At 49.8% G+C, this 23,657-nt stretch carries 23 protein-coding genes, 1 tRNA gene and 1 riboswitch; of the genes, 13 read left to right on the top strand and 11 right to left on the bottom strand.

From position 1 onward, the window contains the following. Window positions 1-7: 7 nt before the first annotated feature. From KJS42_RS22695 to KJS42_RS22670, 6 genes are all read left to right on the top strand, one after another. A complete protein-coding gene (locus KJS42_RS22695; RefSeq protein WP_213624168.1) occupies window positions 8-949 on the top strand; it encodes a sce7725 family protein in 942 nt (313 codons plus the stop codon). Further along, on the top strand, window positions 950-2,041 hold the full coding sequence (locus KJS42_RS22690; protein ID WP_213624167.1) for an RES domain-containing protein: 1,092 nt from the start codon (window positions 950-952) through the stop codon (window positions 2,039-2,041). It begins immediately after the preceding gene. Between the two features lie 190 nt (window positions 2,042-2,231). Next, window positions 2,232-2,319, top strand: a tRNA-OTHER gene (locus KJS42_RS22685). A 295-nt stretch (window positions 2,320-2,614) separates the two neighbouring features. After that, window positions 2,615-2,770, top strand: a complete 156-nt coding sequence (locus KJS42_RS22680) for a small acid-soluble spore protein P (protein ID WP_213624166.1) — start codon at window positions 2,615-2,617, stop codon at window positions 2,768-2,770. A gap of 314 nt (window positions 2,771-3,084) precedes the next feature. Then, window positions 3,085-3,900, top strand: coding sequence for a YitT family protein (locus KJS42_RS22675; RefSeq protein WP_239484092.1), 816 nt, complete (start codon window positions 3,085-3,087; stop codon window positions 3,898-3,900). A 105-nt stretch (window positions 3,901-4,005) separates the two neighbouring features. Further along, on the top strand, window positions 4,006-5,079 hold the full coding sequence (locus KJS42_RS22670; protein WP_213624165.1) for a hypothetical protein: 1,074 nt from the start codon (window positions 4,006-4,008) through the stop codon (window positions 5,077-5,079). A 95-nt stretch (window positions 5,080-5,174) separates the two neighbouring features. Here the strand turns inward: KJS42_RS22670 and tadA are convergent, their stop codons facing one another. Then, window positions 5,175-5,672 (bottom strand): tRNA adenosine(34) deaminase TadA, encoded by a 498-nt coding sequence (gene tadA, locus KJS42_RS22665; RefSeq protein WP_213624164.1) that lies wholly within the window; start codon window positions 5,670-5,672, stop codon window positions 5,175-5,177. 355 nt (window positions 5,673-6,027) lie between these two features. Between tadA and KJS42_RS22660 the strand changes: the two genes are divergently transcribed. Together KJS42_RS22660 and rluF are read left to right on the top strand one after the other, a co-directional pair. Beyond that, window positions 6,028-7,926, top strand: a complete 1,899-nt coding sequence (locus tag KJS42_RS22660; protein ID WP_213624163.1) for an ATP-binding protein — start codon at window positions 6,028-6,030, stop codon at window positions 7,924-7,926. 41 nt (window positions 7,927-7,967) lie between these two features. Continuing rightward, the gene (gene rluF, locus KJS42_RS22655) at window positions 7,968-8,672 is read left to right on the top strand and encodes a 23S rRNA pseudouridine(2604) synthase RluF (protein WP_155608667.1); all 705 of its coding nucleotides are present in this window, start codon (window positions 7,968-7,970) and stop codon (window positions 8,670-8,672) included. A 58-nt stretch (window positions 8,673-8,730) separates the two neighbouring features. On the opposite strand, the gene motB is transcribed toward rluF, so the two are convergent. Both motB and motA read right to left on the bottom strand, forming a co-directional pair. Continuing rightward, the gene (motB, locus tag KJS42_RS22650; protein WP_193418727.1) at window positions 8,731-9,537 is read right to left on the bottom strand and encodes a flagellar motor protein MotB; all 807 of its coding nucleotides are present in this window, start codon (window positions 9,535-9,537) and stop codon (window positions 8,731-8,733) included. After that, the gene (gene motA / locus KJS42_RS22645; RefSeq protein ID WP_155608668.1) at window positions 9,521-10,324 is read right to left on the bottom strand and encodes a flagellar motor stator protein MotA; all 804 of its coding nucleotides are present in this window, start codon (window positions 10,322-10,324) and stop codon (window positions 9,521-9,523) included. The genes motB and motA overlap by 17 nt, the downstream gene beginning before the upstream one ends. 190 nt (window positions 10,325-10,514) lie before the next feature. Between motA and KJS42_RS22640 the strand changes: the two genes are divergently transcribed. Both KJS42_RS22640 and KJS42_RS22635 read left to right on the top strand, forming a co-directional pair. Then, window positions 10,515-10,808, top strand: coding sequence for a hypothetical protein (locus tag KJS42_RS22640; RefSeq protein ID WP_193418729.1), 294 nt, complete (start codon window positions 10,515-10,517; stop codon window positions 10,806-10,808). 171 nt (window positions 10,809-10,979) lie between these two features. Further along, the gene (locus tag KJS42_RS22635) at window positions 10,980-11,273 is read left to right on the top strand and encodes a 4a-hydroxytetrahydrobiopterin dehydratase (protein WP_155608669.1); all 294 of its coding nucleotides are present in this window, start codon (window positions 10,980-10,982) and stop codon (window positions 11,271-11,273) included. Window positions 11,274-11,366: 93 nt separating this feature from the next. On the opposite strand, the gene KJS42_RS22630 is transcribed toward KJS42_RS22635, so the two are convergent. The 6 genes from KJS42_RS22630 to KJS42_RS22605 all read right to left on the bottom strand — a co-directional run bounded on the left by KJS42_RS22630 (window position 11,367) and on the right by KJS42_RS22605 (window position 17,478). After that, window positions 11,367-11,726 carry a c-type cytochrome gene (locus KJS42_RS22630; RefSeq protein ID WP_155608670.1) on the bottom strand — a complete coding sequence of 120 codons (360 nt, stop codon included), beginning with the start codon at window positions 11,724-11,726 and terminating at the stop codon, window positions 11,367-11,369. Window positions 11,727-11,890: 164 nt separating this feature from the next. Continuing rightward, window positions 11,891-12,388, bottom strand: a complete 498-nt coding sequence (locus KJS42_RS22625) for a GNAT family N-acetyltransferase (protein ID WP_193418731.1) — start codon at window positions 12,386-12,388, stop codon at window positions 11,891-11,893. Between the two features lie 261 nt (window positions 12,389-12,649). Next, complete coding sequence (locus KJS42_RS22620; protein ID WP_193418733.1) at window positions 12,650-13,141, bottom strand: C40 family peptidase; 492 nt, start codon at window positions 13,139-13,141, stop codon at window positions 12,650-12,652. Between the two features lie 599 nt (window positions 13,142-13,740). Then, window positions 13,741-14,232 (bottom strand): C40 family peptidase, encoded by a 492-nt coding sequence (locus tag KJS42_RS22615; protein ID WP_155608673.1) that lies wholly within the window; start codon window positions 14,230-14,232, stop codon window positions 13,741-13,743. Between the two features lie 4 nt (window positions 14,233-14,236). Then, window positions 14,237-14,373, bottom strand: a riboswitch (cyclic di-AMP (ydaO/yuaA leader). A gap of 220 nt (window positions 14,374-14,593) precedes the next feature. After that, a complete protein-coding gene (locus tag KJS42_RS22610; protein ID WP_213624162.1) occupies window positions 14,594-15,424 on the bottom strand; it encodes a hypothetical protein in 831 nt (276 codons plus the stop codon). A gap of 53 nt (window positions 15,425-15,477) precedes the next feature. Continuing rightward, window positions 15,478-17,478, bottom strand: coding sequence for a M1 family metallopeptidase (locus KJS42_RS22605; protein WP_213624161.1), 2,001 nt, complete (start codon window positions 17,476-17,478; stop codon window positions 15,478-15,480). Between the two features lie 390 nt (window positions 17,479-17,868). Here KJS42_RS22605 and KJS42_RS22600 point away from each other — a divergent pair, with 390 nt between their 5' ends. Continuing rightward, window positions 17,869-18,381 (top strand): YwhD family protein, encoded by a 513-nt coding sequence (locus KJS42_RS22600; protein WP_155608676.1) that lies wholly within the window; start codon window positions 17,869-17,871, stop codon window positions 18,379-18,381. A 120-nt stretch (window positions 18,382-18,501) separates the two neighbouring features. On the opposite strand, the gene KJS42_RS22595 is transcribed toward KJS42_RS22600, so the two are convergent. Together KJS42_RS22595 and KJS42_RS22590 are read right to left on the bottom strand one after the other, a co-directional pair. Next, window positions 18,502-19,212 carry a DNA-3-methyladenine glycosylase gene (locus KJS42_RS22595; RefSeq protein WP_213624160.1) on the bottom strand — a complete coding sequence of 237 codons (711 nt, stop codon included), beginning with the start codon at window positions 19,210-19,212 and terminating at the stop codon, window positions 18,502-18,504. 90 nt (window positions 19,213-19,302) lie between these two features. After that, on the bottom strand, window positions 19,303-21,378 hold the full coding sequence (locus tag KJS42_RS22590) for a transglycosylase domain-containing protein (RefSeq protein WP_213624159.1): 2,076 nt from the start codon (window positions 21,376-21,378) through the stop codon (window positions 19,303-19,305). A 209-nt stretch (window positions 21,379-21,587) separates the two neighbouring features. Between KJS42_RS22590 and speE the strand changes: the two genes are divergently transcribed. Beyond that, window positions 21,588-22,415 carry a polyamine aminopropyltransferase gene (speE, locus tag KJS42_RS22585; RefSeq protein WP_155608678.1) on the top strand — a complete coding sequence of 276 codons (828 nt, stop codon included), beginning with the start codon at window positions 21,588-21,590 and terminating at the stop codon, window positions 22,413-22,415. Window positions 22,416-22,594: 179 nt separating this feature from the next. Then, complete coding sequence (locus tag KJS42_RS22580; protein WP_213624158.1) at window positions 22,595-23,521, top strand: hypothetical protein; 927 nt, start codon at window positions 22,595-22,597, stop codon at window positions 23,519-23,521. Window positions 23,522-23,657: the final 136 nt, after the last annotated feature.

Raw genomic sequence — 23,657 nt, 5'->3', positions numbered from 1 at the left:
TGATTAAATGTACTATCCTATCATAAGAGGTAGACAATATGACTTACTCGCTATAAGAGAATTAACGATAAATAACAAGTTGAGTCAGTACATAATACCAATTATTGAACCAATTAAACTTAACTCTACATTAATCTCGACTTTAAATGAAATCACCAATGCTCAAAACAAAGCAATTGTTATTTCTAATCCTAAAGTTGGTTCATTTACTGGGGAGTTAGAAATTGAGGATATAAGAGATAAATTTATAGAAATCATAAAAGATAACGATGTGATTGTTGGACATCACTTCAATAAAGATTCCACGGATCAAATTAGTGAACTGATTGAATACTACGATGTGGAGTTAAGTCAAATCGTGGTTATTCATAAAGAAAAGAAGCTAGTAAGTTTGTACAATGAGATTTTCACAGAAGATACTCCGCTATTGAACTTGATACCACTAGATAATTCTTTTAGGAGACAGCTGAACGGTAAAAAGTTAGTTGGATTAGACGATAAGTTTAATAAAATGTTAAGGAATGCAGATTATTTAGAAAATGAAAATGAGTTTTTTTCAGAGGAGCATTTATTTTTTGAAGAAGAGGGGTATGTCGGATTTTCTGACTATTCAGTAGTAGGAGCAGATTATAGTGAAAGTGGATTTGCCCCATATGCTGTAGCGATTCATATTGTATACCCCAACGAAGAGAATGCATTAGAGATTATGCACTTTGTTTCAGATTCAAATAGAGATACTAGTGACCCTGCTGGCAAATTCTCTGAAGCATTAGAAAAGCTGATTGAATGGTACGAGGGTTATTCATACGATGATCGGATGGATACTTTGGCTATGCAAGTTTTAAAGCGACACTATGAGGAAGGTACATATCCAGGTTTGCCTACTCTAAAGAAATTATCGATTATGCACCACTTAGAATTGGTTGGTAATATCCTGGAGGGACATTAAATGAATTGTTGTGAAAGGTGTTTTATGTCTTTAGAAATTAAGGGGATTATTAAGAGTTTAAATAAAATAGACAGATGTGACTTTTGTGAAAGTACTAATGTATATGTTTACAATTTATATGAGGACTCAGGTCTTGATGAATTATTTAATGGAATACTAAGTATCTTCAAACCATCATCAGAACTGTTACCTTATGGATATTCTAGGTATTGGTTAGTTAGTATCAAAGATGAGTTCGAGAAGAACTGGAAAATCTTCAATGGTTTTGATAGTCAAAAAATACATAAATTTTTGGTTGAACTTTTGTCTAGTAGATTTCCTGATAAAATACCTCTATTAGATAATCAAGTTGGTATTTTGGAGTGGATGAATGATAAGTCTTTAAATGAACACTCGGTTCTAAGAGGAAAGACATGGAATCAGTTTGTCAATTGCATAAAACATGAGAACCGCTTCCACTCAAACTATGTAAATTATGACGTGCTAGAGTATTATTTAGCTAGAATTTCAGTAGAGTTAGAGCCTGACACTTTTTATCGTGCTAGAATTTCAAATGTTAAAGAATTAACTGTTGAAGAAATGGGCGCTCCACCAAAAGAATTAGCAACTGCTGGTCGTGCTAACTCTGAAGGAATCAGACACTTATATTTAGCAAGTGACACAGTTACTGCTGTAAGTGAAATAAGACCAAGTAAAAGTGATTCTATTTATGTAGGTAGGTTTCCACTAACATCTAGAATAAAGGTCGCCGACTTTAGATTATTGAAAAATTTAGACGTATTTCTTTTTCAAGACCCAATCAGATATGCACTAAATTTGGAAAATTTTAATAACATAAATAAGGCAATTTCTAAGCCAGTTAGAAGTGGTGATAGTAAGTTAGATTATTTACCTACTCAATTTATAGTCGACTTTATTAAATATCTCAATGAGACTAAAGGGGCAGGTTATGAGGGTATTGTTTTTGAAAGCACTTTAACACCTAGTGGATATAATATAATGATATTTAATCCTGATATTCTTGACTGTGTGCGTATAGAAAAGCGAAGAGTCGAATCACTTAATTATGAAACAATCCCAGTAACGTCTTGAAGTTTTAAATAAGCATGACAAAAGGTGAATTGTGTATTTGGCTGCATTACTTTATCAGTGGGACAGCTTGACTCATGCTTTTCATAATAATAAGATTAAGATATCCAACGGTCACTGACCAAATTAAACACTTTAACTTAGACCGCTGTAGCGGTTCAACAACAAAGTGCAATAAACCCAGTCATGGTAAGGAAAGTGGCGGGATTTAACATTAGGGGCGGTCTTGAAAACCGTTAGGGTGCAAGCCCACGTGGGTTCGAATCCCACCCTCTCCGCCATACGAGAATAATCAACCGATTCCTGAAAGGGAGTCGGTTTTTTTGTGTATGGCGAAAGGTGGGATTCGAACGGGCCGTGAAGCGGACATGCCCTAAGGCATGTCCGTAGGCCCCGGCGTGATAGTCGCACAGCGTAGCCGCACTTGTACGGCTACGTCCGACGGAGCGAATCCCACCCTCTCCGCCATACATCGATCATCCAGAGAGCAGAGATGCTCTCTTTTTTCATGCATAACGGAGGCCCTTTCTTCGCAAATTAACTCTGTTGATCAAATCAAGGGAGGCATTATTCGTTATGACAAAACCGCAAACCTACCAAACCTCGGGCTCCGGCAACGGACAGAATCGCGAACGCCAACGGAACGAGGGCAAAGGCGGACTTGAACCGCTGTCTGGTTCAAAAAAGGCGAAAATCAGAAAACAAGACGGTAACTTTAACCCGGAAGGATAAGCTCTTATCGGAAGGGTTACCACGAACCTTGCCCTAGCCTCGGCTGGGGTTTTTTGCCGTTCAGATGCACGGTGTTTATCAGATTTAGAGCAAGACAACAAGCGGAGAAAATGTCATAATAAAGGTTAGGGTGTGTTCTTATACGGGAACATGAATTTTTTTGAAAGAATGGTGAGAGGGAAGAACTATAAAACATACTGAAAGGATCGTGATGCCATTTGAACGCGGTTAATCCAAATCAACTGATTCCACCTACAGCAACCCAAGTACGCCAACATAAACAGCGTACGCTGAAGAGCAACTTATTCAGGTCTATGTTTATTGTAGTCGGAGCGATTATCGTCTCCGTTGCGCTGGAACTATTTCTGGTACCTAACAAAATTACGGACGGTGGCATAACCGGTATTTCCGTAATGACTTCCTACTTGTCGGGCTTCCCGCTCGGGGTTTTCCTCTTCCTTTTCAACCTCCCTTTTCTCATTGTCGGCTACAAACAAATCGGCAAGACGTTTGCCGTATCCACCCTGCTGGGCATTACCGTGATGTCGGTTGGCACGGCGCTGCTGCACCCGGTTGCTGCTTTTGTCAGTGATACCTTACTTGCCTTTGTGTTTGGCGGCATTTTACTTGGTTTAGGCACCGGTTTAGTTATTCGCTTTGGCGGATCGCTGGACGGGACTGAAATCGTGGCCATTCTCATTTCACGAAGAACTCCGTTCTCGGTTGGCGAGATCATCATGTTCTTCAACTTCTTCATCTTGCTCGGTGCAGGCTTCGTGTTTGGCTGGGAGCGCGCGTTGTTCTCGTTATTAGCCTATTATATTGCCTATAAGACCATCGATATCGTCGTAGACGGTTTAAACGAGTCGAAATCGGTTTGGATTATCAGCGACCAGATCGATGAAATCGGCGATGCGATCTTAAGCCGTTTGGGACGCGGCGTTACGTATTTGTCGGGAGAAGGCGGTTTTTCCGGCGACCCGAAGAAAGTGATTTTCTGCGTCATTACCCGCTTGGAAGAAGCCAAGCTGAAGGAAATCGTGAATCATTACGATGAAAATGCATTTTTGGCAGTCGGAAATATCCATGATGTTAAGGGCGGACGTTTCAAGAAGAAAGCAATTCATTAGTTCAGCGGAACGTATTCCGAAATCCTTGCAAATGGTTTATGATATGTTATGTTTAGAAAAATTTTGCTTTTACTGAGGATGAATGGGTAGGAGAGAGGAGAAGGTATGTTTAAAAAGTTATTGACGTCCTGCTTGCTGGTCATGCTGTCCGTCGTGCTGGTCTTGGCCGGCTGCAGCAGCAAGAAGGAACCGAAGGAAGCCTTGAGCAGCGCAGCTGTGAAGGCGCTTGAGATGAACTCGTACGTGTTGGAGAATCAAATTAAGATCTTGGATTTTTCCGTTGAAATGGAAGAGGCAGAGTCCCCGGAAGTGGGCGCCGTATTATCCATGCTGAAGAACGCTGAGATCAACATCAAGCAAATTTTCCAGAAGGACCCGATGCAAGCCGAAGCAACACTGGAAGTCAAATTGACAGGGGATATGACGACGACAATTACGATTCCGCTCGTCGTGACGCCGGAGAAATTGTACGTTAAGGTACCAAGCATTCCGTTCCTGCCAATGCCGGAGTCGGTGACTGGGAAATTCCTGGTTCTCGACATGAAAGAGCTGGCGGAGCAGAGCGGCGAGGAGTTTAATCCGGACCTGTTCAATCCGGAGAAGAGCCAAAAGCTCAGCACGGAATTAATGGGAGCTTTATTTGCTGAGTATGAATCCGGAGCTTACTTCACCAACATCGATCCAAAAGAGGCTTCGTTGCCGGAAGGTTTCAAAGCGAAGCAGGTGGTCCAATTCGCCATTACGAATGACAATGTAAAAGAAGCGGTGACGATTCTGGTGAATCAAGCGTTGCCGAAGATGCTGGATATATTGTCCAAAGAAGAATACCGTTCGATGTTGCAGCTGACGCCAGAGGAACTTGAGCAGGCGAAGAAAGAACTGCAAGAAGGCAACCAGGACGAACTGGGCAAAGCGTTGGACGAGATGAAGAATCATCTACAAATCAACAAATTCACGGTGGATACCGCGATCGACGAGAACAACTACCCGGCGTATTACAACGTTCAGGCAGATGTCGCCGTAAACGATCCGGAAACGAAGGAGAACATCAAAGTTGCTGTCCAAATGACCAGCCGCTTTACTCAAATTAATGAGAAACCGGCCTTTGAAATCGGCATTCCGACAGACACGCTGACTTTGGAGCAGCTACAAGAAGAAATGGGCCAGTTTGGCTATTAAGCTTAAGCGTACGATTCAAACATTGTGCATAAACGATAAGAACCTTCAGTTCCATGATCTCATGGGGCTGGAGGTTCTTGTCGTTACAGTAGATTTTATTTCTTCCGAAGCCGACGGAAAAACTCGGTTAACAACGAGGCGCAATCTTCCTGCAGGACGCCGGCTGTGATATCGGTGCGGTGGTTAAATCGCGTTTCCTGCAGCAGGTTCATCAAAGTTCCGGCGCAACCTGCCTTCGGATCCGGAGCACCGTATATCACATGAGGAACGCGGCATTGGACGATCGCGCCTGCACACATCGGGCAAGGCTCCAGCGTGACGTAGAGGCGGCAGTGAAGCAGTCGCCAGGCCCCGAGATGCTCGCTGGCCTCGCGGATCGCAATCATCTCGGCATGGGCGGTACCATCGTGGGAGCTCTCACGGAGATTGTAGCCACGTCCAACGATGTCGTCACCTCGGACGATGACCGCGCCAATCGGCACTTCGCCGATGGCTTCCGCTTTGCGTGCTTCACGTATAGCCTCTGCCATCCAATGCTCGTGAGGATAAGTTGAGGGTGGCGGTTCAGGGACTAAAGGAAATGAGGATGGCATGTGAACAAATCAACTCCTTATCAGCGTATCCACAAGTCTTGTCCAACGAACAAGCATTCGTTGTTAACATGTTGTGGGTAACATTGTGCATAACCGCTGGATTATCCCCATTATTATACACATATTATCCCAATGAGCTGTGAGTATGTTAATATCCTGTGGATAACTATCGTATGACGGACCCTTTTCTTTGAGTCTTATGGACCAGACGAGTAGGCATTTCTACATATTGTAGGGAAACGAACTGGGAATTTCAACGTCTTTGCAAAACTTGTCGTAAAAGGTATGATGGATTTAGAATTTTTTACAATCCCATATATATCCATAAAAATAGCTCTAGGGGTGGGATAAACGCTTGACTATAAAAACAAAGCTTGCTTTGATTATATCTTGTTTTGCGCTAATTATCCTATCTCTGAATATCGTCCTAAGTTATTTTACGGTACGGGATAATTTGCGGCTGGACAGCGAAGCGAATATGATGCTGACGGCCAATCATATAGCCATTTCTGTCGAACAAAGCCGGTCAGTATATAACTATGTCAAGCTCACGTTAGGCGGCAAAATGAGCAGCGATATGACGGATGCGATTCTGACCATGACAAGCCCGGAACGGGTTTCCCAAAAATCGTTAGGTACGAATCCTAGTCTGATGGAGATAACGGGGATTGACCCGAATCGCTTGGATGAGAGGCAATTGTTGTTTGGAACGTACCGATATAAGAATGATCAGGTATTGAAGCGTTCCGTTGCGGAGGCGATCTCCCAAAATCGCAGTTTGTTGGTGGATACCCGCATCAACGGCAAGCGCGTCCTGGAGAGTTATGTCCCTATTACGAATGGAGGCGAGAAACCCTACGTTATTCGGATCGTCTCCAGTTATACCCCAATCGCCGAAGCGATTGCTAAACAGATGATCAGCCAACTGATCGTTTCCCTTTCCTTGCTCGTATTGATGATCATGGGGAGCTACGGGATGGCCGGAGGTTTGATCCGTCCGATCCGTCATATTTTGGACCAAGTGAATGTATTAGCTTCGGGTAAGCTTGAGACCCGGCTGAAAGTCGGCAGTTTTGATGAACTCGGACTGCTGGCTCATAAAATTAACATCATGGCTGATAATCTGGGCCGATATACCGCTGAGATGAAGCGGAAGAACGAAGAGAATCGGTCGATGAAGGAGTATCTGGAGTCGATTATCAGCCAGACCGCAGATGCCATCCATATTACAGATATCAAGGGTCAGGTCCTGCAGGTGAATGCCGCTTTCGAAAGGTTATACGGCTGGCGGAGTGATGAAATTGTCGGGAACGTTCTGGAATTTCTCCCGGATTCCGAGATGGACGGAAGGTTGATCTGGCGTCCGGAAACCGACGTAATCGCTACCGCCGAATCGGTAATCGCCGAAACCGTCCGATTGCGGAAGGACGGCAGCCCTGTGGAAGTAAGCATTAGCGTGTCCCCTATCTTTGACCAAGCGGGAAAAATCACCGCACTGATCAGCATTTCCCGGGACATGACGGAACACAATAAAATGGAAGACCTGCTCCGGCGCTCAGAGAAATTGACGACCGTCGGACAGCTTGCTGCCGGGGTGGCGCATGAAATTCGCAACCCGCTGACGACGTTGCGCGGATTTCTTCAAATGCAGCAACGAGCCCGAGTAGTTAATATCATGCATACCGATGTGATGCTCGCGGAGCTGGATCGGATTAATCTCATCGTCGGTGAGTTTCTCATTTTAGCCAAGCCGCAGGCGGTGCAATTCCAGACCAGGGACGTTCGTTTTACGATGGGCGACGTCGTGTCCTTATTGGATAGCGAAGCTCATTTACATAATATCGTATTCGAGGTTCATTTCTCCCCCAGCCCAATTCTGGTACACTGTGAAGAGAACCAATTGAAGCAGGTATTCATCAACCTGTTGAAGAATGCGATGGAGGCTATGCCTAAAGGTGGAAGGATCCTTCTGCAGGTAGAGGAGGACGACCAAGGGCAGGCCGTGCTGCGGGTGATCGATGAAGGCGAGGGGATCGCCAAAGATCGGCTCCAGAAGCTTGGGGAGCCGTTCTATACGAACAAGGAGAAAGGGACCGGACTTGGCTTGATGATCAGCCAGCGAATCATTGAGGGACATCGTGGGACGCTGAAGATCGACAGCGAGCTCGGACGAGGAACGGCTGTAACTATCACCCTCCCGCGCGTGCAGGAGGAGGAAGATCATAACGAAGGGGCAGCAGATATCGCTAAATGAGGTGGGCTGCTAGACCAAGCGGAGGGACCGAAAGCATCATCATGAGGATCAATAAATTTATTAGTGAAACGGGATTTTGTTCTCGGAGAGAAGCGGACAAGCTGGTCGAGTCGGGCCAGGTGACCATAAACGGCGTCAAAGCGGTTCTGGGCAGCCAGGCGGAGCCAGGGGACGACGTTAGGGTAAATGGGCGTCCTATCGAGACCAAGCGCTCCAAACACGTGTATATCGCTTTAAACAAGCCGGTGGGTATCACCAGTACGACGGAAGCCCATGTGAAAGGCAATATCGTCGATTTTGTCGGGCATTCGGAGCGGATTTTTCCGATCGGACGATTGGATAAAGACTCGGAAGGACTGATCTTGCTAACCAGCGACGGTGATATCGTCAACAAGATATTACGTGCGGAGGGCAAGCATGAGAAGGAATACATCGTCACGGTGGATCGGCCGATTACACCCAGCTTTGTGAAGGCGATGAGTGAAGGGGTTAAAATTCTCGGCGAAATGACGCTTCCGTGCAAAGTGACGCGGATCTCGGACCGCGTATTCCGATTGATTCTGACCGAGGGCAAAAACCGTCAGATCCGCCGCATGTGCAGCGCCCTAGGTTATGATGTCCGGAAGCTTCAGCGCATCCGGATCATGAACATTCACCTGGGCCAGCAGAAGATCGGTACATGGCGCGATTTAACCGAGCAAGAGAAGCGAGAATTGGGCTTATCTCTGAACTACGAGCTTACTTAACGTACGATAACAAAGAAGGACAGGCTTGCCTCGGAGGAGGAGCCTGTCCTTTTGCGTCTTACTCGTGAGCAGCCGTTACGCCCAGCTGCTCGCTGCTGTCCGCATATTTACGGATGATCGAGACCTCGACCCGGCGGTTCTGTGCCCGCCCGACCGCGGTATCGTTGCCGGCAACGGGGTGGTATTCGCCGTAACCGATCGCACTAAATTTTTTCGGATCCAAATTCGTGTTAATCAGCAAAATCTTCATGAAATTCAAAGCCCGAACCGAGCTCAGATCCCAGTTGGACGGAAATTCATAGGTTGAGATCGGAACGTTGTCCGTATGTCCGGATACGATGATCTCATAGTCGGGGAATTTCTGCAGCATGGTTGAGATCGCTTTGGCCAACTGACGGGCTTCCGGCTTGACCACGGCTTCCCCGGAAGCGAAAAGCGCTTTGTCGCTGATCGTGATCATCAGTTGGGATTGATTCAGCTTGGTCTCCAGGTCGTCGGTCAAACCGTTTTCTTTGATATAGGTATCAAGCTGTTTTTTCAAAGCCTCTAGGTTTTGCTGTTCCTGCCGCTTCAGTTCGTTCTTCTTGGTCATCAAGCCGTCCGAGGAGGGCTTCGGTAATTCACTGTCGCTGTTGGATGTCTTGGTGTTGCTGGACATGGCGTTTTGATCCAGAACTCCTGATCCGCCGGTCAGCACGCTTTGAAACGCTTCGCTCATCTCCTGGAATTTCTGGGCATCGACGGTACTCATTCCGAACAAGACAATGAACAAGGCGAGCAGGAGCGTCATCAAGTCGGAGTAAGGAAGCAGCCAGCTCTCGTCGTTATGTTCTTCGTGATCCTGATGCTTATTCTTTTTGCTCACCCTCACCCGCCCCCTTTTCTAGAATTTCCGCTCGTTCGGCAGGGGTTAAGAACACGGCAAGCTTCTGTTGAATCGCGATCGTGGATACGCCGGATTGAATCGACAGCAGGCCTTCCACCATCATCAATCGAACTTCCATTTCCTTCTTGGACAGACGTTTTAATTTATTGGAAATCGGATGCCATAATACGTAACCGGTGAAGATACCAAATACGGTGGCAATAAAAGCGCCCGAAATCGCATGCGATAGCTTCTCGATGTCACTCATATCGGACAGGGCGGCAATCAGGCCCACCACGGCGCCGAGTACCCCTAGCGTTGGCGCGTACATCCCTGCTTGAGAAAACATCAATGCACCGGCTTTATGACGCTCTTCCGTAGCAGCGATATCCTCTGTCAGCACGTCTTGCACGAACTCTTGGTCGTTACCGTCGATGATCATCCGCATGCCGCCACGCAAAAAGTCATCATTGATCTCTTCGACCTTCGCTTCCAGAGCCAGCAGGCCCTCACGGCGGGTAATCGTCGCCCATTCCATGAACAGGGTGATTAATTCCGCTTTGCTAATCATTTTCGGCTTGGCGACTGTCAATTTGAGCAATGTCGGGAATTTCTTCATTTCCGACATTGGGAAGGCCATGAAGAGCGTGGCCGCCGTCCCGACAAATATAATGACAAAGGCTGCTGGGTTAGAAACCAGACTTTCGATCGGCGCGCCTTTCAGAAACATCCCTAAAATAAGGGCGACAAATCCGAGAATCAAACCAATAATTGTTGAAATTTCCATTGTACACCTCGTCCTTGAGAGAAATTGAACCCTTTCCTGGCCTCCCCGCATCCTTGCGGAAAGAGGCGTTCCTGCACAGTCTGAAACGATTAACTATTTTATCGACAGATTTCCCTTTTTTTTTAAGTGGTTTTTTCCGGTATAATAAGAATACGGCCGGAATGGAGAGGCCGAAAGGGAGGATATCGCAGTGGGCGTAAAACACGGCAGAGATTATGAATTTATTTTGGCTGATTTGACGAACGCGGTTGGCCGGATTCAAGATAGTTATCTTTTCTTCGAAATGGAGCCTTCGGAGTGGGAAGTATTATCCGACGCAGATCGGAACGAGGTGCTCGAAGCACTGGCCGAAGATTTGTTCTTTGGGCTCGGTACGGAGCCCATGATTGAGGTAGGGAGTGCGATCGTGATCTATGATCCTGAGGGCCACCGCATTAATTTTCTTATCGGAGATGCAGAACTGACTTCAGTTTCCTTGATTTGAACCTTTAGTTCCATCGCTGCTAGGTCCATCAGTGGCCGGTACGCATGAAGGTATGGGTTGGAGAATACAATAAATGGAGACGGGGCTAGGACAAATCAACTTCAGATCCTGGTGCGTGACGGGGATGCTTACATATACAGGAGTTCTTGAAGAGAACGGGGAGGAAGAATAATGCCGTTTACACCGCAAGAAGTAGAAGCGCATTTGGAAAAATTGGATGGCTGGGAGCTTGAAGAAGGACGATGGATTTTCCGCAAATACACGTTCACCAACTTTATGAAGGGAATCGCGTTTGTCGATGAGGTCGCGGCGATCTCGGAGGCGTTTAACCACCATCCCTTTATCACGATTGACTATAAAACGGTAACGCTCCGTCTGACCTCGTGGGAGGACGGTGGCATTACGGCCGTTGACATCAAAGAGGCGCAGCAATACAACGAGGCCTTCGAGAAGATGCGCTCGTGAGATTGATTGACTAGGCATAAGAACGGATAGGTATGGGGAAAAAACGCCCGCCGGGAACATAAGTTTCCCGGCGGGCGTGCTTTTTGAATGCCTTTATTTTTTCTCCGCAAGCCACATGGCGACGTTGGCGATTTCCTCTTCTTTCAAGCGATCCTTGAACGAAGGCATCATGCCGCCCTTTCCTTTGGTGATAATCGAGTAGAGTTGGTCCGCGGACAATTGCGAGCCGATCTTCTGCAGATTCGGGCCTGCTCCGCCTTGCAGCGTATCGCCATGACAGGAAATGCAATTCGCTTTGACGGTGGCTTCAGCTTGTTCCGCATTCATTGTGATTTCAGGCAATTGCGGTTTGGCTTCTTGCTCGGCCTGTTCCCGGCTTGGCAAGGTAAACATCAATACCAGGGCTAAAGCGCCTGCGATGACGAACAAACCGCTCATGATCCACTTTTGCATTCCAATCGCCCCTCCTATGTATGCTACCTATCCATTATAACGGAACACGCGGTTCGATCATAGTCTTTGTGTCAAAATTAGGAACAAAAATAATTACATTCGCCGGAAATATGTGTCTTATCTCATTGCGTTGCTCGAAGTGAGGTGTATAAAGGGGCTCGCCCTTATTCAGGCAGCCCCTTGTGCACCATGCAGTAAAACGGTTTGGACACCCCGCCGGGCGTCATCTTCTCGTAAAGGTCGGTAATGACGAATCCGGCCTTTTGATAGGCCCGAATCGCTCGGGTGTTCCAGGTGAGCACCTCAAGGTCGATTTGATTGTCCGGTTTGCGGTGCCGGGCTTCCTCTACGATGGTTCTTACGAAGAGTTTGCCTAGTCCATGACCGCAAAGATCAGGCTTCATGCCGATGCCGAGCCGGGTCACCCCCTCCATCGGGAAGTATTGGGCAAAGCCCGCCAGCTCGCCGGCTTCATTCAACACGGAGACATACTGCTCGGCACGGATTGCCGGATTCCCAAACTCTACATCGAGCGCTTTCATTTGATCCCAGGGCAGCCAGCTGTAAATATCGTAAGGGGAATCGTAACGCCAAGTGCAAATTTCCGCGCCATGCGGTTCTTCCATTGGCACGATTCGAAACGTAGACTTCGCTTGATCCATATTGCCCCTCCTTTGGTAGAGGTAAATCCGTCGTAGTTTCTTCTATTACCCTCACAATAGCCGGATTTACGCAGCTTGTAAAGGCCTTTGCCGATAGGAGGGAATTCATGGATTTTCAGCGGATTTCCAACTTTCCGGTAACCTTTTTGCCGGACGTCTCGTTATATAGATAAGGCCACGAACATAAAAAGACCGCAAGCTGTTCCGAGTCGGAAACGCGGCTTGCGGCGAGAGACAATGAACTTGACGAATCCCGGGTGATCAGGATTCCGTAGCGTAAACAGAATAACCGTATTTACTGAGAACACGCTTCGCGCCAACGTAGCGGTTCTGGTAGTAGCTGTTGCTTAACTTGTCGATGCGGATGCCTTTGGATGAGGACGCGTGGGCGAATTCCCCTTCGCCAACGTAAACACCGACATGCGATACCTTGCCGGTCCCCGTGGTTTTGAAGAAAACGAGGTCACCTGCTTGGAGTTCTTTCTTCGATACCGGCGTCCCTTGCTTATATTGGGCGGCCGACACGCGCGCGAGCTTGATGCCCATTTGGCTGAACACATACCGGGTAAAACCGGAGCAATCGAATCCCGTTGTCGTGGTGCCCCCAAATTTATAAGGCGTCCCGTATACGGAATCTACGATACTGGCTAGCGGCGTTGTTTCCGTGGCTTCCGCGTCGGCAAAGGCGCTCCCTGCCCCCAAGGTGAACAGAAGGGCCAAACTCGTTACCGCTGCTGTCAAAGTCTTTCTCAAGATGTCATACTCCTTCCAAGGCCTACGAGGTTAGCTTATGGATTCGGTTGAAGGTTCCCTATGATCTCACTATAGAGGTAGGTTAAATAGTTATCTTCAGATCACGAAGCAGCTCAAGATGAGGATTCGGCATCGAATCTTGATTTCAGCCGGGCCTTCCGCTGCTCACGTAGCTTTCAGCTACGCTGCGCTGCTCAGCCCCTAGCTTCATCCAACCTTCTCGGTGCTCCAAACCTGACTATTTAACCTTGATTGGAAAGGCAGTTCAAAAAGGCTTCTTTCCATCACGAAGCAGATCAATTCACCCTTTGGTGGGTCCCCCGTTTCCCGGGTGCCTGGGAATTCGGCATTTTATTGTAGGTTGCACCCAAGATGCTGCACAAGAACAGTTACAAGAATCATTACAAAGTTGTTACTATTTACGTTTTTCATTTTACCAAAGGCGTCCAGAGTTGACAAGTTTGTAGGGAAAAAGGCTTCTTTTGGCCTGTTTTGACGAAGGATTTCGTGGGTAATGGTTCCTAAGGAGCGGAGCGAGGGGAAAGAAAAAACCCGCAGAGACGTTGTTATCAACATCCCCACGGGCTTCGTGGTTTTACTTATTGAACATCATCGTGCTCAGCAACTTCACCGGTCACATCTTCATACTTGTCGTTGCTCATGATCCGTTTGGCTCCAACGTAACGCTCGACGTAATACTTATCGCTTAATTTGCTGATGACTACGCCCTTGGAGGAGGAAGCATGAGCAAATTTGCCGTCGCCGACGTAGATGCCGACATGAGAAATGCCTTTACCGGAAGTATTGAAGAAGACCAGATCGCCGGCGATCAATTCGCTTTTCTCAACGGCGGTTCCCATTTTGTATTGGGATCCGGATTGGTGAGGCAGCTTGATGCCGATTTTAGAGAAGACGTACATGGTAAATCCGGAACAGTCGAAACCGGCTGTGGTGGTTCCGCCGGAAACGTAGTCGCTTCCAAGCGCGCCGTCGATTACGGTGTCCAGTTTGGAATCGGCGAAAACGCTACCAGTTCCAATGGTGAAAAGCAATGCAAAACTTACTGCTGCTACAGTCAAACGCTTTTTCAAGAAGTTATGCTCCTTCCAATGCCTACGAGGTTAGCTTAAGGATTCGGTTGAAGGTTCCCTATGATCCCTCTAAAGCGAGATCAATTCACCCAAAGTGGTTCCCCCGTTTCCCTGGCGAAGGGAATTCGGCTTTGATTTCACACCTGAATTTACATATTCGACATCTGGCGTCATTCTCCTGCCAAAGATGACAAAAATAATTACAAAACTGTTACTGAAATTGCGTTGCTGTTATTGTAACAAAACCAGGCATCTTTTGGCAATGGTTAATTCACAAGATTAAGAGGCGAAATAGGACTCAAGGCCTCCGCCAATTGGCGAAGGCCTTGATTTTTCTGGGGGTTGGGGGAGTAAAAAAATTTTAACTTTTTTGTGTTTTTGACTGCCAAAGATGAAATTGAGAGGCCATCTTCCAAACTTTGAATGTGCTGCGAAAAAGAGGATACGTCTGCTGCAGAATGAGGGCAAGCATACCGGTCCAAAACCAAGAAGCTGTCCCGAACAGGAAAAAGAGAATTAGTCCGAAAGACCCGAGAATGGCAGAGATCGAGACGGCTTGCAGGAGGCTCCGAAAGCACATCAGCAGGGAGTTCCAGACGCCAGCTTTGAACAAATAGCCGAATTGGGCAAACAGCAGGCATTGTCGGATGAGCCAGCCATAGATAAACCAGCCTAGAATTAAGCCGAGCCCGACCAGCCAGGTTGTGGTGGGTGTTTCAACCCCCGCCAGTCCTGGCCAAAGGGATATTAGCTTCGGCACAATCCAGAAGGCCGGTAGCAACGTTAACATAAGCTCCAGCGCATAAAACAGGATTACCGGCTTGCCGAATTCTTTCATTCCCCGGAAGAGTGGGAAGCCCGGGCTCCGACTTTCGGACGGGGTGAATCCGTAGAAAATCCCGGCCTGAATCAGAGGAGTTAAAATCATGCGCAGCACCGCCATCCCCGCCAACAGCCAGCAATACAGCCGGACATCCGGATTGCTCCATAAATTGATCTGCCCCTCCAACAGGAACAGAATTCGCGACAGCGCGGTGGGCGGCGGGTCAGGGTATCTTTGCAACAGTGCCGTCACCGCCGTATCGACCAATCGGTAGAGGAACAATCCCCATAACAGTTGATACAGGAACAAGATGATGACTGAGGGAAATTGGCTTTTTAGGGCGGTCCACCCCAAACGAACGAAACTCATTTCTTTCCCTCCTTTAGAGGTGAATTAACAAAACTTTACTCATCGAGCCGGCCTTACCACAGAAACGTTCCGAGAATCGCCTCAAGCAGCTTGGTGACGCTCATGTTGGAGCGGGATAGCGTGGAATTCGGAACTTCCGCTTTTAAGTAGTTGTTGATATGCAAGTTCTCCACCGTTAAGGTGTAATCCGGATCGATTTGGACCCAGGCCAACGGCGCTTTATATTGCAGCTTGATCTCGATGCGGGCGTCTTCTCCGTTCCATTGCTTGCGAGTGGTGTGTCCGTCTGTGAAAGTGAACAGCAGTGGGACCTTCGGATGCGTCGCCCCTTTGCGGGAGAAGATCACACTCGATTCGTACAGGCGGTTCTCCCCCTGGACGACCGGAGTGACTTGAATTCGGTCTACCGCAAAATCAGCCATTTTTCCGTCATAGACGTATTGTTGAAAATAAGACTTCCAGCTCCGGCTGGTCACTTGCTCAACGACCCGCTGGAAGTCAGCCGTTGTCGGGTGCTTGAACCGGTATTTATGACTATAGGTGCTCAGAATCCGCTTCATGGTCTTACTGCCGACTTGCCGCTCGATATCAAGCAGGATCAGCTTGCCGCGATAATACGCGTTTTTGGCGTAACCGTCACCGGAGCCGTACTTCCAGGCGTTTTGAGTCAGCGAAGCCGGGGAGGTAATCAAGGCGGATTGGATCGGAAGATTCGGGGCGATCCCGAATTCCTGTTCCATCAGCTTATCCTCCGCATAGGATGCAAAGGCCTCGTCTAGCCAGGCTTCCTCGAACTCATTGTTGGCGATCATCCCGTAGAAAAACTGGTGAGCGATTTCATGGATGACCGTCCGCTCCAGCTCGTCGTAGCTGGGAGAATCACTGGCAGCTCCGAACGCCGTCACCAGGGTCGGATATTCCATGCCGCCTGCACCGTTGCCGTTGGCCGGCGGTACGACGACCGTCAGCGTGGAGTAAGGGTAGCGGCCATACCATTTGCTGTAGTTGGCCAGCGCCACCTTGGCGGCATAGAAGTAACGTTCTTTCAGGTCCTTGTGGGTGGGATCAAGATATAGCTTAATCCGCACGCCCGGAACCTCCGCGGATGAGAACGGCTCTTCCGCATAGATGAAATTCGGTGAAGCCGACCAGGCGAAATCGTGAACGTCGTCGGCGTAGAACTGTACGGTCTTCCGCCCGTCCTTTAACACCGCTTTTTTGGTCTGAAAGCCGGTTGCCGCCACGTTGTACGTTTCAGGGACGTTGATTCTTACGCTAAAAATCCCGAAATCGGAGTAAAATTCCGAATTTCCGTGATACTGGTGGAGGTTCCAGCCTTCCGACGTCCGCCCCCGGGTACCCACCGGCTCGTACACGCTGATCTTTGGAAACCATTGTCCCGCCATGACAAAATCGTCAGCCACACCCATTCGGGCGAATATTTTGGGCAGCTTTACGGTAAACTTCATCCGCAGCGTCAGGCTTTCGCCGCCTTGGACCGACACAGGTAAGCGCACCTTGGCCAAGGTTTTGTCCTTCGAGTTGCCATCGTCGGGCTGGACGTATTGAATCCGATGAAGCAGGGAGATGCCGTCGGTCGTCCGCAGCTCGGTGATCTCCATGGATCCCCAACCGTCCTTGGGCATAATGTCGCTCCGGAGCTTCCCGCCCGATTCCTTCATAAAGGTCGTATCTTCGGAAGAAAACGCATTAGGGTACAGATGCAAATACACTTCGTTAATCGTTTTTTTGCCGGGATGGGTCCAGGTCAACGTCTCCGAGCCGGTCAACGTACCGTCCTTCTCGTTTAGCGTGACGTCGATGTGATATTCGGCGACCCGATTGCTGAGCACTTCGGCGGTCGGTTGTTGAATGCTTTCGACCTGTGGCGACGCAGGGGTTTGTCCGGTTTTTTGGACCGCTTTGGGCCCCGCCTTAGCCAGGACGAAGGAAGTCAGCGAATCCCCGCCTCCTCGCAGGGTCAGCCAGGCGGCTCCGAGGGTGAGGCACAAGGCAAGGATGGAAATGCTGTAGACAATAGTACGTCGGGTCATACAATGGATACCTCCCGTTGACAAGCATCTACAGCATGTATATGTTTGCAATTGGAAGATTATTAGCTAAAATTGAGAGGTAGTTCAAAAAGTCGTCTTTTGATCACGATGCGGTTTCTAGAGGCCTAATCGACATCGAATCTTGGACTCAACCGGGCCCTCCGTTGCTCACGTAGGTTTTGCCTACGCTGCGCTACTCGGTCCCTAGTTTCATCCAACTTTCTCGGTGCTGAAAAGCCAACTTTTTGAACTTTGAATTAAGGGTAGGGATTATCCTAAAGTCGCTTTGTTTCACGATGCGGTTTCTAGAGGGCTAATCGACATCGAATCTTGGACTCAACCGGGCCTTGGATGATGAGGCGGCAGGTTCGCGGGAAAATGGAGGGAATTATGGATCAGACACCGAAATCGGGTAAAAAGATTTTTGCCCTCAATATTATCAGCAATGAGGAGAAGAGCAAACATAAAGGGTTTGGAGCGGGCTCGATCGATTTGAACAGCATGTCTCCGGTTATTATCGATGGGGATGAGGTGTACATCGATGTTGGGGCGATGCACGCCAAAAGTAAGGTGGAGAAAGGCATTAAGTTCTCAACGAACCGCGAGGACGTTCCGAATGGTCGGCAGGTCTGGATCATTTGGGTGGCGGTGGACCGCGGCCCGGAAGGGCAATTTTACGGTGGGATGACGGCCTGTGAGATGTGGATCGACACGGAAGCGCGCCGCGGCTGGAAAATTCTCGCCGACCATGTGAATAAAATGGATTACGCGCTGAAGCGCAGAGTGGTCTTGGACGGGTTAGGCGACGAGCAGAAGGCTGGGCTGAAGCGGCTGCTGATCGAGACCAACGCCGAATGGTGGGACCGCTCGCCGGAAGAGTTAAAGGCGGCATTGGAAGCGTAACGGAATAGATGAAGCTCCTAATAGAAGAGCCCCTCCGATTTGATGCCGGAGGGGGCTCTTTTTTAGGTAGTGGGGTGGAAAGGTTGCACGAAATACAACGATTTGCGAACCTCAAACCTGTTAAAGGCTACGGTCGGTGGTTGCTTCCGTTTCTTGAAGCTGCCAAACTTCGGCTTGCTTGTCGATGGCCGACACATAAGGGTTGCCGCGAAAATAAAATCGCCACGGCTTCGCCGCATACTCTTCCGCATAGGCAATACCGATTCGCGGAGCCTGCACGATGACCTCCTCCGCACCCGATCCACCCGACTCCGGTCCGCCTTCCAACCAAAGCGGTCCTCCGGGCTGATCGAGCGGCAAGCCGTTCAATGTCTTGGTGATGTCCAGCGCCCGGCACAGCTTGCCGGGTCCGCCGGACAGGTCAATCGGCTTACGGGCAGCGGTGCCGCGATAGCGCCGCATTTCCGCTTCGTCCGCCGGGGATAAGGGCTCTACGGCCCGAATCAGCACGGCCTGCGGATCCCCCTCCGTGCCGGTCACGACATTCAGGCAGTTATACATGCCGTAAATCAGATAAATATAGGCTGTCCCGCCAGAGCCAAACATGATCTCCGTCCGCGCCGTCCGGCGTCCGCCATGAGCGTGACTCCCCTTATCCTCCACGCCGCCGTAGCTTTCGGTTTCCACGATACGGCAGCGGATATCGCCTTCTTCCGTGCGGCGAACGAGCGTCTGCCCAAGTAGAAGGGGGGCGGCCTCCAGGGCCGTCATTCGATAAAAAGCCGGGGGCAGCGGCGCCCCCGGTTTGATCTGTTCCAAGATAGGGTCCATAGATAAGGAGGTCTCCTTCACCATATTTCTACTCCGGTTCGCTTCCTTTATCGTAAGAACTTTTGCATAAGTTGTCCAACCCCAGCCCTTTTAGTCCATCCACCAACGCTTCAAGTCGTTCCACCAGGAATGGCTTTCCTTCTTCTCCTCCTCGGCTGGAGGCGGAAGCGGCTCGGATTCACCCTCCCCATGTGCGGTGCAGAATTCCGTTGGCTCGGTCCCTTGAACGAACACTTCCAGCTTCTTATCCGGGCAATCCTTCGTGGCCAGCAGCCCCGTTTCCGGATCAATATACACACTGACCACCCCATCGGGGATCGGAAAAATCTTCGGTGGTACCTTTTCCAGCGCCTTCTCCGTGTACTTGGCGAAGATCGGCGCAGCTTTCCGCGATTCGGTTGTGCCCAGCGTTTTGCCTTTGTCGTAGCCGACCCAAACCGCCGTCGACAGCTCCGGCGTAAAGCCGACGAGCCAGGCGTCCGTGCTGGTCGTTCCGGTCTTACCGGCGACAGGTCGTTTAATTTCGTTCGAGACGCGGTTGCCCGTGCCCCCGGTTTCAAACACGCTTTCCATCAGATGCGTCAGCACGTAGGCAGCGGAGGGCTCGACGACCTGCTCGTTTTTGGCTGGCTTGGCTTCATATAACACGCGTCCGCTGGCATCGGTGATTTTCAGCACCGCCACCGGCTTGACGCTGCGGCCTTGATTGCTGATGACGGCGAACGCCGTAGCCATCTCGAACGGACTGACCGGCGATGTGCCAAGTGCCAGCGAAGGCACGGGTTGTAGCGAGCTGGTTATGCCCATTTTTCGTCCCATCTCGATGACCCGCTCCGCCCCAACCGTTAAAATCGTATTGACGGCATAGATATTATCCGAGGCCGCGATCGCCTGGCGCATATCGATATCGCCCAAATACTTGTCGCCAAAGTTCTTGGGGCTATAAGTTTTACGGTTGTCGTCATAGTGGAACAAGGTCGGCTGGCTGCTGAACTTGCTGGCGCTGGTCATTTTTCTCGAAGAGAGCGCCGTTAGATACATGATCGGCTTAAAGCTGGATCCGGGCTGGCGAGCCCCGGCAAAGACATGGTTGTATTGACTCTCCCTATAATTCGCGCCGCCGACCATCGCTTTGACGTAGCCGTTGCGCGGATCGATAGAGATCAGGGCCGCTTCCAACTCGGGGGCGCTCCCAAGCTCCGAGGCGACCGCCGTCTCCGCCGCCTGCTGTGCATCGGGATCCAGCGTCGTATAGATGTTGAGCCCGCCGTGTTCGAGCAACGTCTCGTCGAAGCCGAGTTCTCCGACCACCACATTCCGAATATAATCGCGGAAATACGGGGCCTTATCGGTTGGGCTTTGCTGCTTCGGCGATTGGAATTTCAGCAGGGCTTCGTACGCCTGGTCGGCTTCCTGCTGCGTGATCTCGCCGGTGGTGACCATTGCGGACAACACGGTCCGCTGACGGTCCTTGGCGTTCTTCATATGATTGAACGGCGAATAATAGGTGGGGCCTTTCGGAACTCCGGCCAGGAGCGCGCTTTCCGCAAGACTTAGATCCTTGGCCGGCTTGCCGAAATACATCTGAGACGCGGCTTCAATCCCATACGCGCCGTGCCCGTAGTAGATTTCGTTCAAGTACATACGTAGAATGTCGTCTTTGGAATATTTCATTTCCAGCTGAGCGGTGAACATCGCTTCCTTGATCTTCCGCGACCAGGTCCGTTCATGCGAGAGGTATAAATTTCGTGCCAGCTGCTGGGTTAAGGTACTAGCTCCCTGAACGGTACCCATTTCCTTGAGGTTCACGAGAGCGGCCCGGGCCATCCCCTTCATATCGAAACCGAAATGATTGTAAAACTGCCGGTCCTCCGTCGCCAGCGTCGCCTTAACGAGCCAGGGTGAGATGTTCGACAACTCAACGCTTTCCCGGTTCTTCCCGCCATCGGAGAACACGGCGATCGTCTCTCCTTTGCTGTTGATCAGCTGCGAGTTCCGGTCTGAATCGGCGAGCGGTAGCTCAGCCTGCCACAAGTAAAGCAACAGGATGCCGGCGGCGCATAGGCCAAGTAATCCGGCGCCGAGGGTAAGCTTAAACAGCAGAAGCCACGGACGGCGAGGTTTACGCTTATGTTGATGTCGGTCACTGCGAACGAGTTTCTGCACGAGGGACTCTCCTTTCCAATCCTAAAACAAATCCGTGCTGCGGTTATCTTTGTTTTAGTATGGGAAAGTTTGGGAGAGATCATTCACGCCAGGAGCGGCAGAGGCACCGATTTCCCGGGAGATGTGTTATTATTTTTTCGTTTGGTACAATATAGGGAATGAAGTTTTGGCGGAAAATACAACGATCTTTATGAAAGAAGGTTGAGAGAATGGAATTATGGTTTACGGAGAAACAAACGCCCGTATTTGGGATTACCGCAAAAATACGCGAAACCCTGGTCACCGAACAAACTGAATTTCAGGATTTGGCGATGCTGGACACAGAGGAATTCGGCCGCATGCTCGTCCTGGACGGCATGGTTATGACGACGATCAGGGATGAGTTTGTGTACCACGAAATGGTGGCGCATCCGGCGCTATTCACCCATCCAAGTCCGAAGCGCGTGCTCGTGGTTGGCGGCGGGGATGGTGGCGTCATTCGCGAAGTGATCAAGCATCCAGAAGTGGAGCAAGCGGTATTGGTGGAAATCGACGGCAAGGTCATCGAGTATTCCAAGAAGTATCTGCCGGAAATCGCCGGAGAGCTGGACAATCCGCGGGTGGACGTGCAGGTGGCTGACGGCTACATGCATATTATTGAAAGCAAAGATCAATACGACGTTATCATGGTCGATTCAACCGAGCCGGTGGGCCCGGCGGCGCCATTATTCGAGCGCGGGTTCTATCAAGGAATTTACGAAGCGCTGAAGGACGACGGCATCTTCGTGGCGCAAACCGACAACCCTTGGTTTAAAGCGGATCTGATCCAAAAAGTAAATCAGGACGTCAAGGAAATCTTCCCGATCGTCCGCGTTTACGGCGCCAATATTCCGACTTATCCCAGCGGGCTGTGGACGTTCACGATGGGGAGCAAGGTCCATGATCCGCTCCAAGTGGATGAGACGAAGATTCCCGAGTTGGACACGAAATACTATACGCCGCGAATCCATAAGGCGGCCTTCGTGCTGCCTAAATTCGTGGAAGATCTCGTGAAGTAAAGGAGGGGACTAATTCGGGACTTCCTGCTTGTGTTGGTGAAATAAAATATGCCGTACGAACTATAAATGACCGGATTAAAGTATGGTAGTATGATTTATGTCACTACTTTCTCATGGGATAAGGCGGGATTGTTATCAAAACGAATAACCCGGCCCGGAGTATGCTAGCGGGCCTTACGATGATTATTGTGGTTATGGTGGCGGGTTGGATTTTTTACGGCCGCCCTGACGCTCCATCCGAAGTTTCGACGAACGCACCGGTTCAAGCGCCGGCGGCGGAACAGGGGGAAGCTGCCGAGGAAACGAATATCGAGGCGGCTGCCAAATCTCCGTATTTGCTGGATCATCTTCCCTTTAAGGAAGAGGAGGTTCTGGCGATTACGGCGGGCGGGAACGGGCTGCACGCCAACGTTCCGACGGAACGGCAGTTTGTCCTCCTGCAATCTCTTCGTTATACAGATATGAAGAGCGCGCTTGCGAATCCGATTCCGGCAGCCTCCCGGAAGCCGATCGTTCTGCAATTCAAGCTGGCGGATACTAACTATGAGCTGACCTATGATTTAACCGGCAATGCCTTTGAGTACCAAGGGAAGTACTACTACGCCGACGACCAAGTTCTGCTGTTGATGCAGGGGCTGTTCCACGAGCGGGAGGAGTTGGCCTCGCTGGATACCCTGCTGGAGCGGGCGAGGGTTGAACAGGAGCAAGCGGGTACCGTAGATCCGAACCCACTTGCGGCGGAGGATGCCCTGGTGGACGGACTCGATTTCAACGGCTGGGAGCAGCAGCTGGATAAGGCCAAACCTGAGGATATGGTCTGGACGAAACCCTTTTACGACGATGGCACCGGTCAGGTGAAACAGGCGCGTTTGTTTAAGGACGGAGTACTCGCTTTGAATCGGATGATTGTCTTTACAAGGTCGGAGCATCAGGCCGCGGACGGTGTGAAGACGGGGATCGGCACGGACGGCGTGACAGCGAAGCTGGGGCCGGAGGCACTGAAGCTGGTCAGCCGTTGGAGCTACAAAGTTGGCGATTATTTTCGGTTTCATGTGTATTTTGCAGATGGCAAGGTCAAATACCTCGCGTTAAGCCAGCCCTTATAGGCTCATGGATAGGCGAAGCCGGATCAGGAGAAGGAAGCCGCTGAAGCAGCGGCTTCTTTTTGATAGCGAGGCGCGCTGTGCCGCGTATGTATTGAATTGCCGGGACGAACTGGCTATAGTAGTACAGTAAGGATCG

It is taken from the genome of Paenibacillus sp. J53TS2 (genome assembly GCF_018403305.1).
In the GTDB taxonomy this organism is placed as follows: Bacteria; Bacillota; Bacilli; order Paenibacillales; family Paenibacillaceae; genus Fontibacillus; species Fontibacillus rhizolycopersici.
The sequence above is the reverse complement of the archived record's forward strand: the minus strand, read 5'-3'. Positions and strand labels throughout refer to the sequence as shown.

Bases quoted from the DNA above. Each gene is read 5' to 3' on its own strand.
- KJS42_RS22695 (WP_213624168.1), top strand. From the start codon at position 8: ATGTACTATCCTATCATAAGAGGTAGACAATATGACTTACTCGCTATA.
- KJS42_RS22690 (WP_213624167.1), top strand. From the start codon at position 950: ATGAATTGTTGTGAAAGGTGTTTTATGTCTTTAGAAATTAAGGGGATT.
- KJS42_RS22680 (WP_213624166.1), top strand. From the start codon at position 2,615: ATGACAAAACCGCAAACCTACCAAACCTCGGGCTCCGGCAACGGACAG.
- KJS42_RS22675 (WP_239484092.1), top strand. From the start codon at position 3,085: ATGTTTATTGTAGTCGGAGCGATTATCGTCTCCGTTGCGCTGGAACTA.
- KJS42_RS22670 (WP_213624165.1), top strand. From the start codon at position 4,006: ATGTTTAAAAAGTTATTGACGTCCTGCTTGCTGGTCATGCTGTCCGTC.
- tadA (WP_213624164.1), bottom strand. From the start codon at position 5,672: ATGCCATCCTCATTTCCTTTAGTCCCTGAACCGCCACCCTCAACTTAT.
- rluF (WP_155608667.1), top strand. From the start codon at position 7,968: ATGAGGATCAATAAATTTATTAGTGAAACGGGATTTTGTTCTCGGAGA.
- motA (WP_155608668.1), bottom strand. From the start codon at position 10,324: ATGGAAATTTCAACAATTATTGGTTTGATTCTCGGATTTGTCGCCCTT.
- KJS42_RS22635 (WP_155608669.1), top strand. From the start codon at position 10,980: ATGCCGTTTACACCGCAAGAAGTAGAAGCGCATTTGGAAAAATTGGAT.
- KJS42_RS22630 (WP_155608670.1), bottom strand. From the start codon at position 11,726: ATGCAAAAGTGGATCATGAGCGGTTTGTTCGTCATCGCAGGCGCTTTA.
- KJS42_RS22625 (WP_193418731.1), bottom strand. From the start codon at position 12,388: ATGGATCAAGCGAAGTCTACGTTTCGAATCGTGCCAATGGAAGAACCG.
- KJS42_RS22610 (WP_213624162.1), bottom strand. From the start codon at position 15,424: ATGAGTTTCGTTCGTTTGGGGTGGACCGCCCTAAAAAGCCAATTTCCC.
- KJS42_RS22605 (WP_213624161.1), bottom strand. From the start codon at position 17,478: ATGACCCGACGTACTATTGTCTACAGCATTTCCATCCTTGCCTTGTGC.
- KJS42_RS22600 (WP_155608676.1), top strand. From the start codon at position 17,869: ATGGATCAGACACCGAAATCGGGTAAAAAGATTTTTGCCCTCAATATT.
- KJS42_RS22595 (WP_213624160.1), bottom strand. From the start codon at position 19,212: ATGGACCCTATCTTGGAACAGATCAAACCGGGGGCGCCGCTGCCCCCG.
- speE (WP_155608678.1), top strand. From the start codon at position 21,588: ATGGAATTATGGTTTACGGAGAAACAAACGCCCGTATTTGGGATTACC.
- KJS42_RS22580 (WP_213624158.1), top strand. From the start codon at position 22,595: ATGATTATTGTGGTTATGGTGGCGGGTTGGATTTTTTACGGCCGCCCT.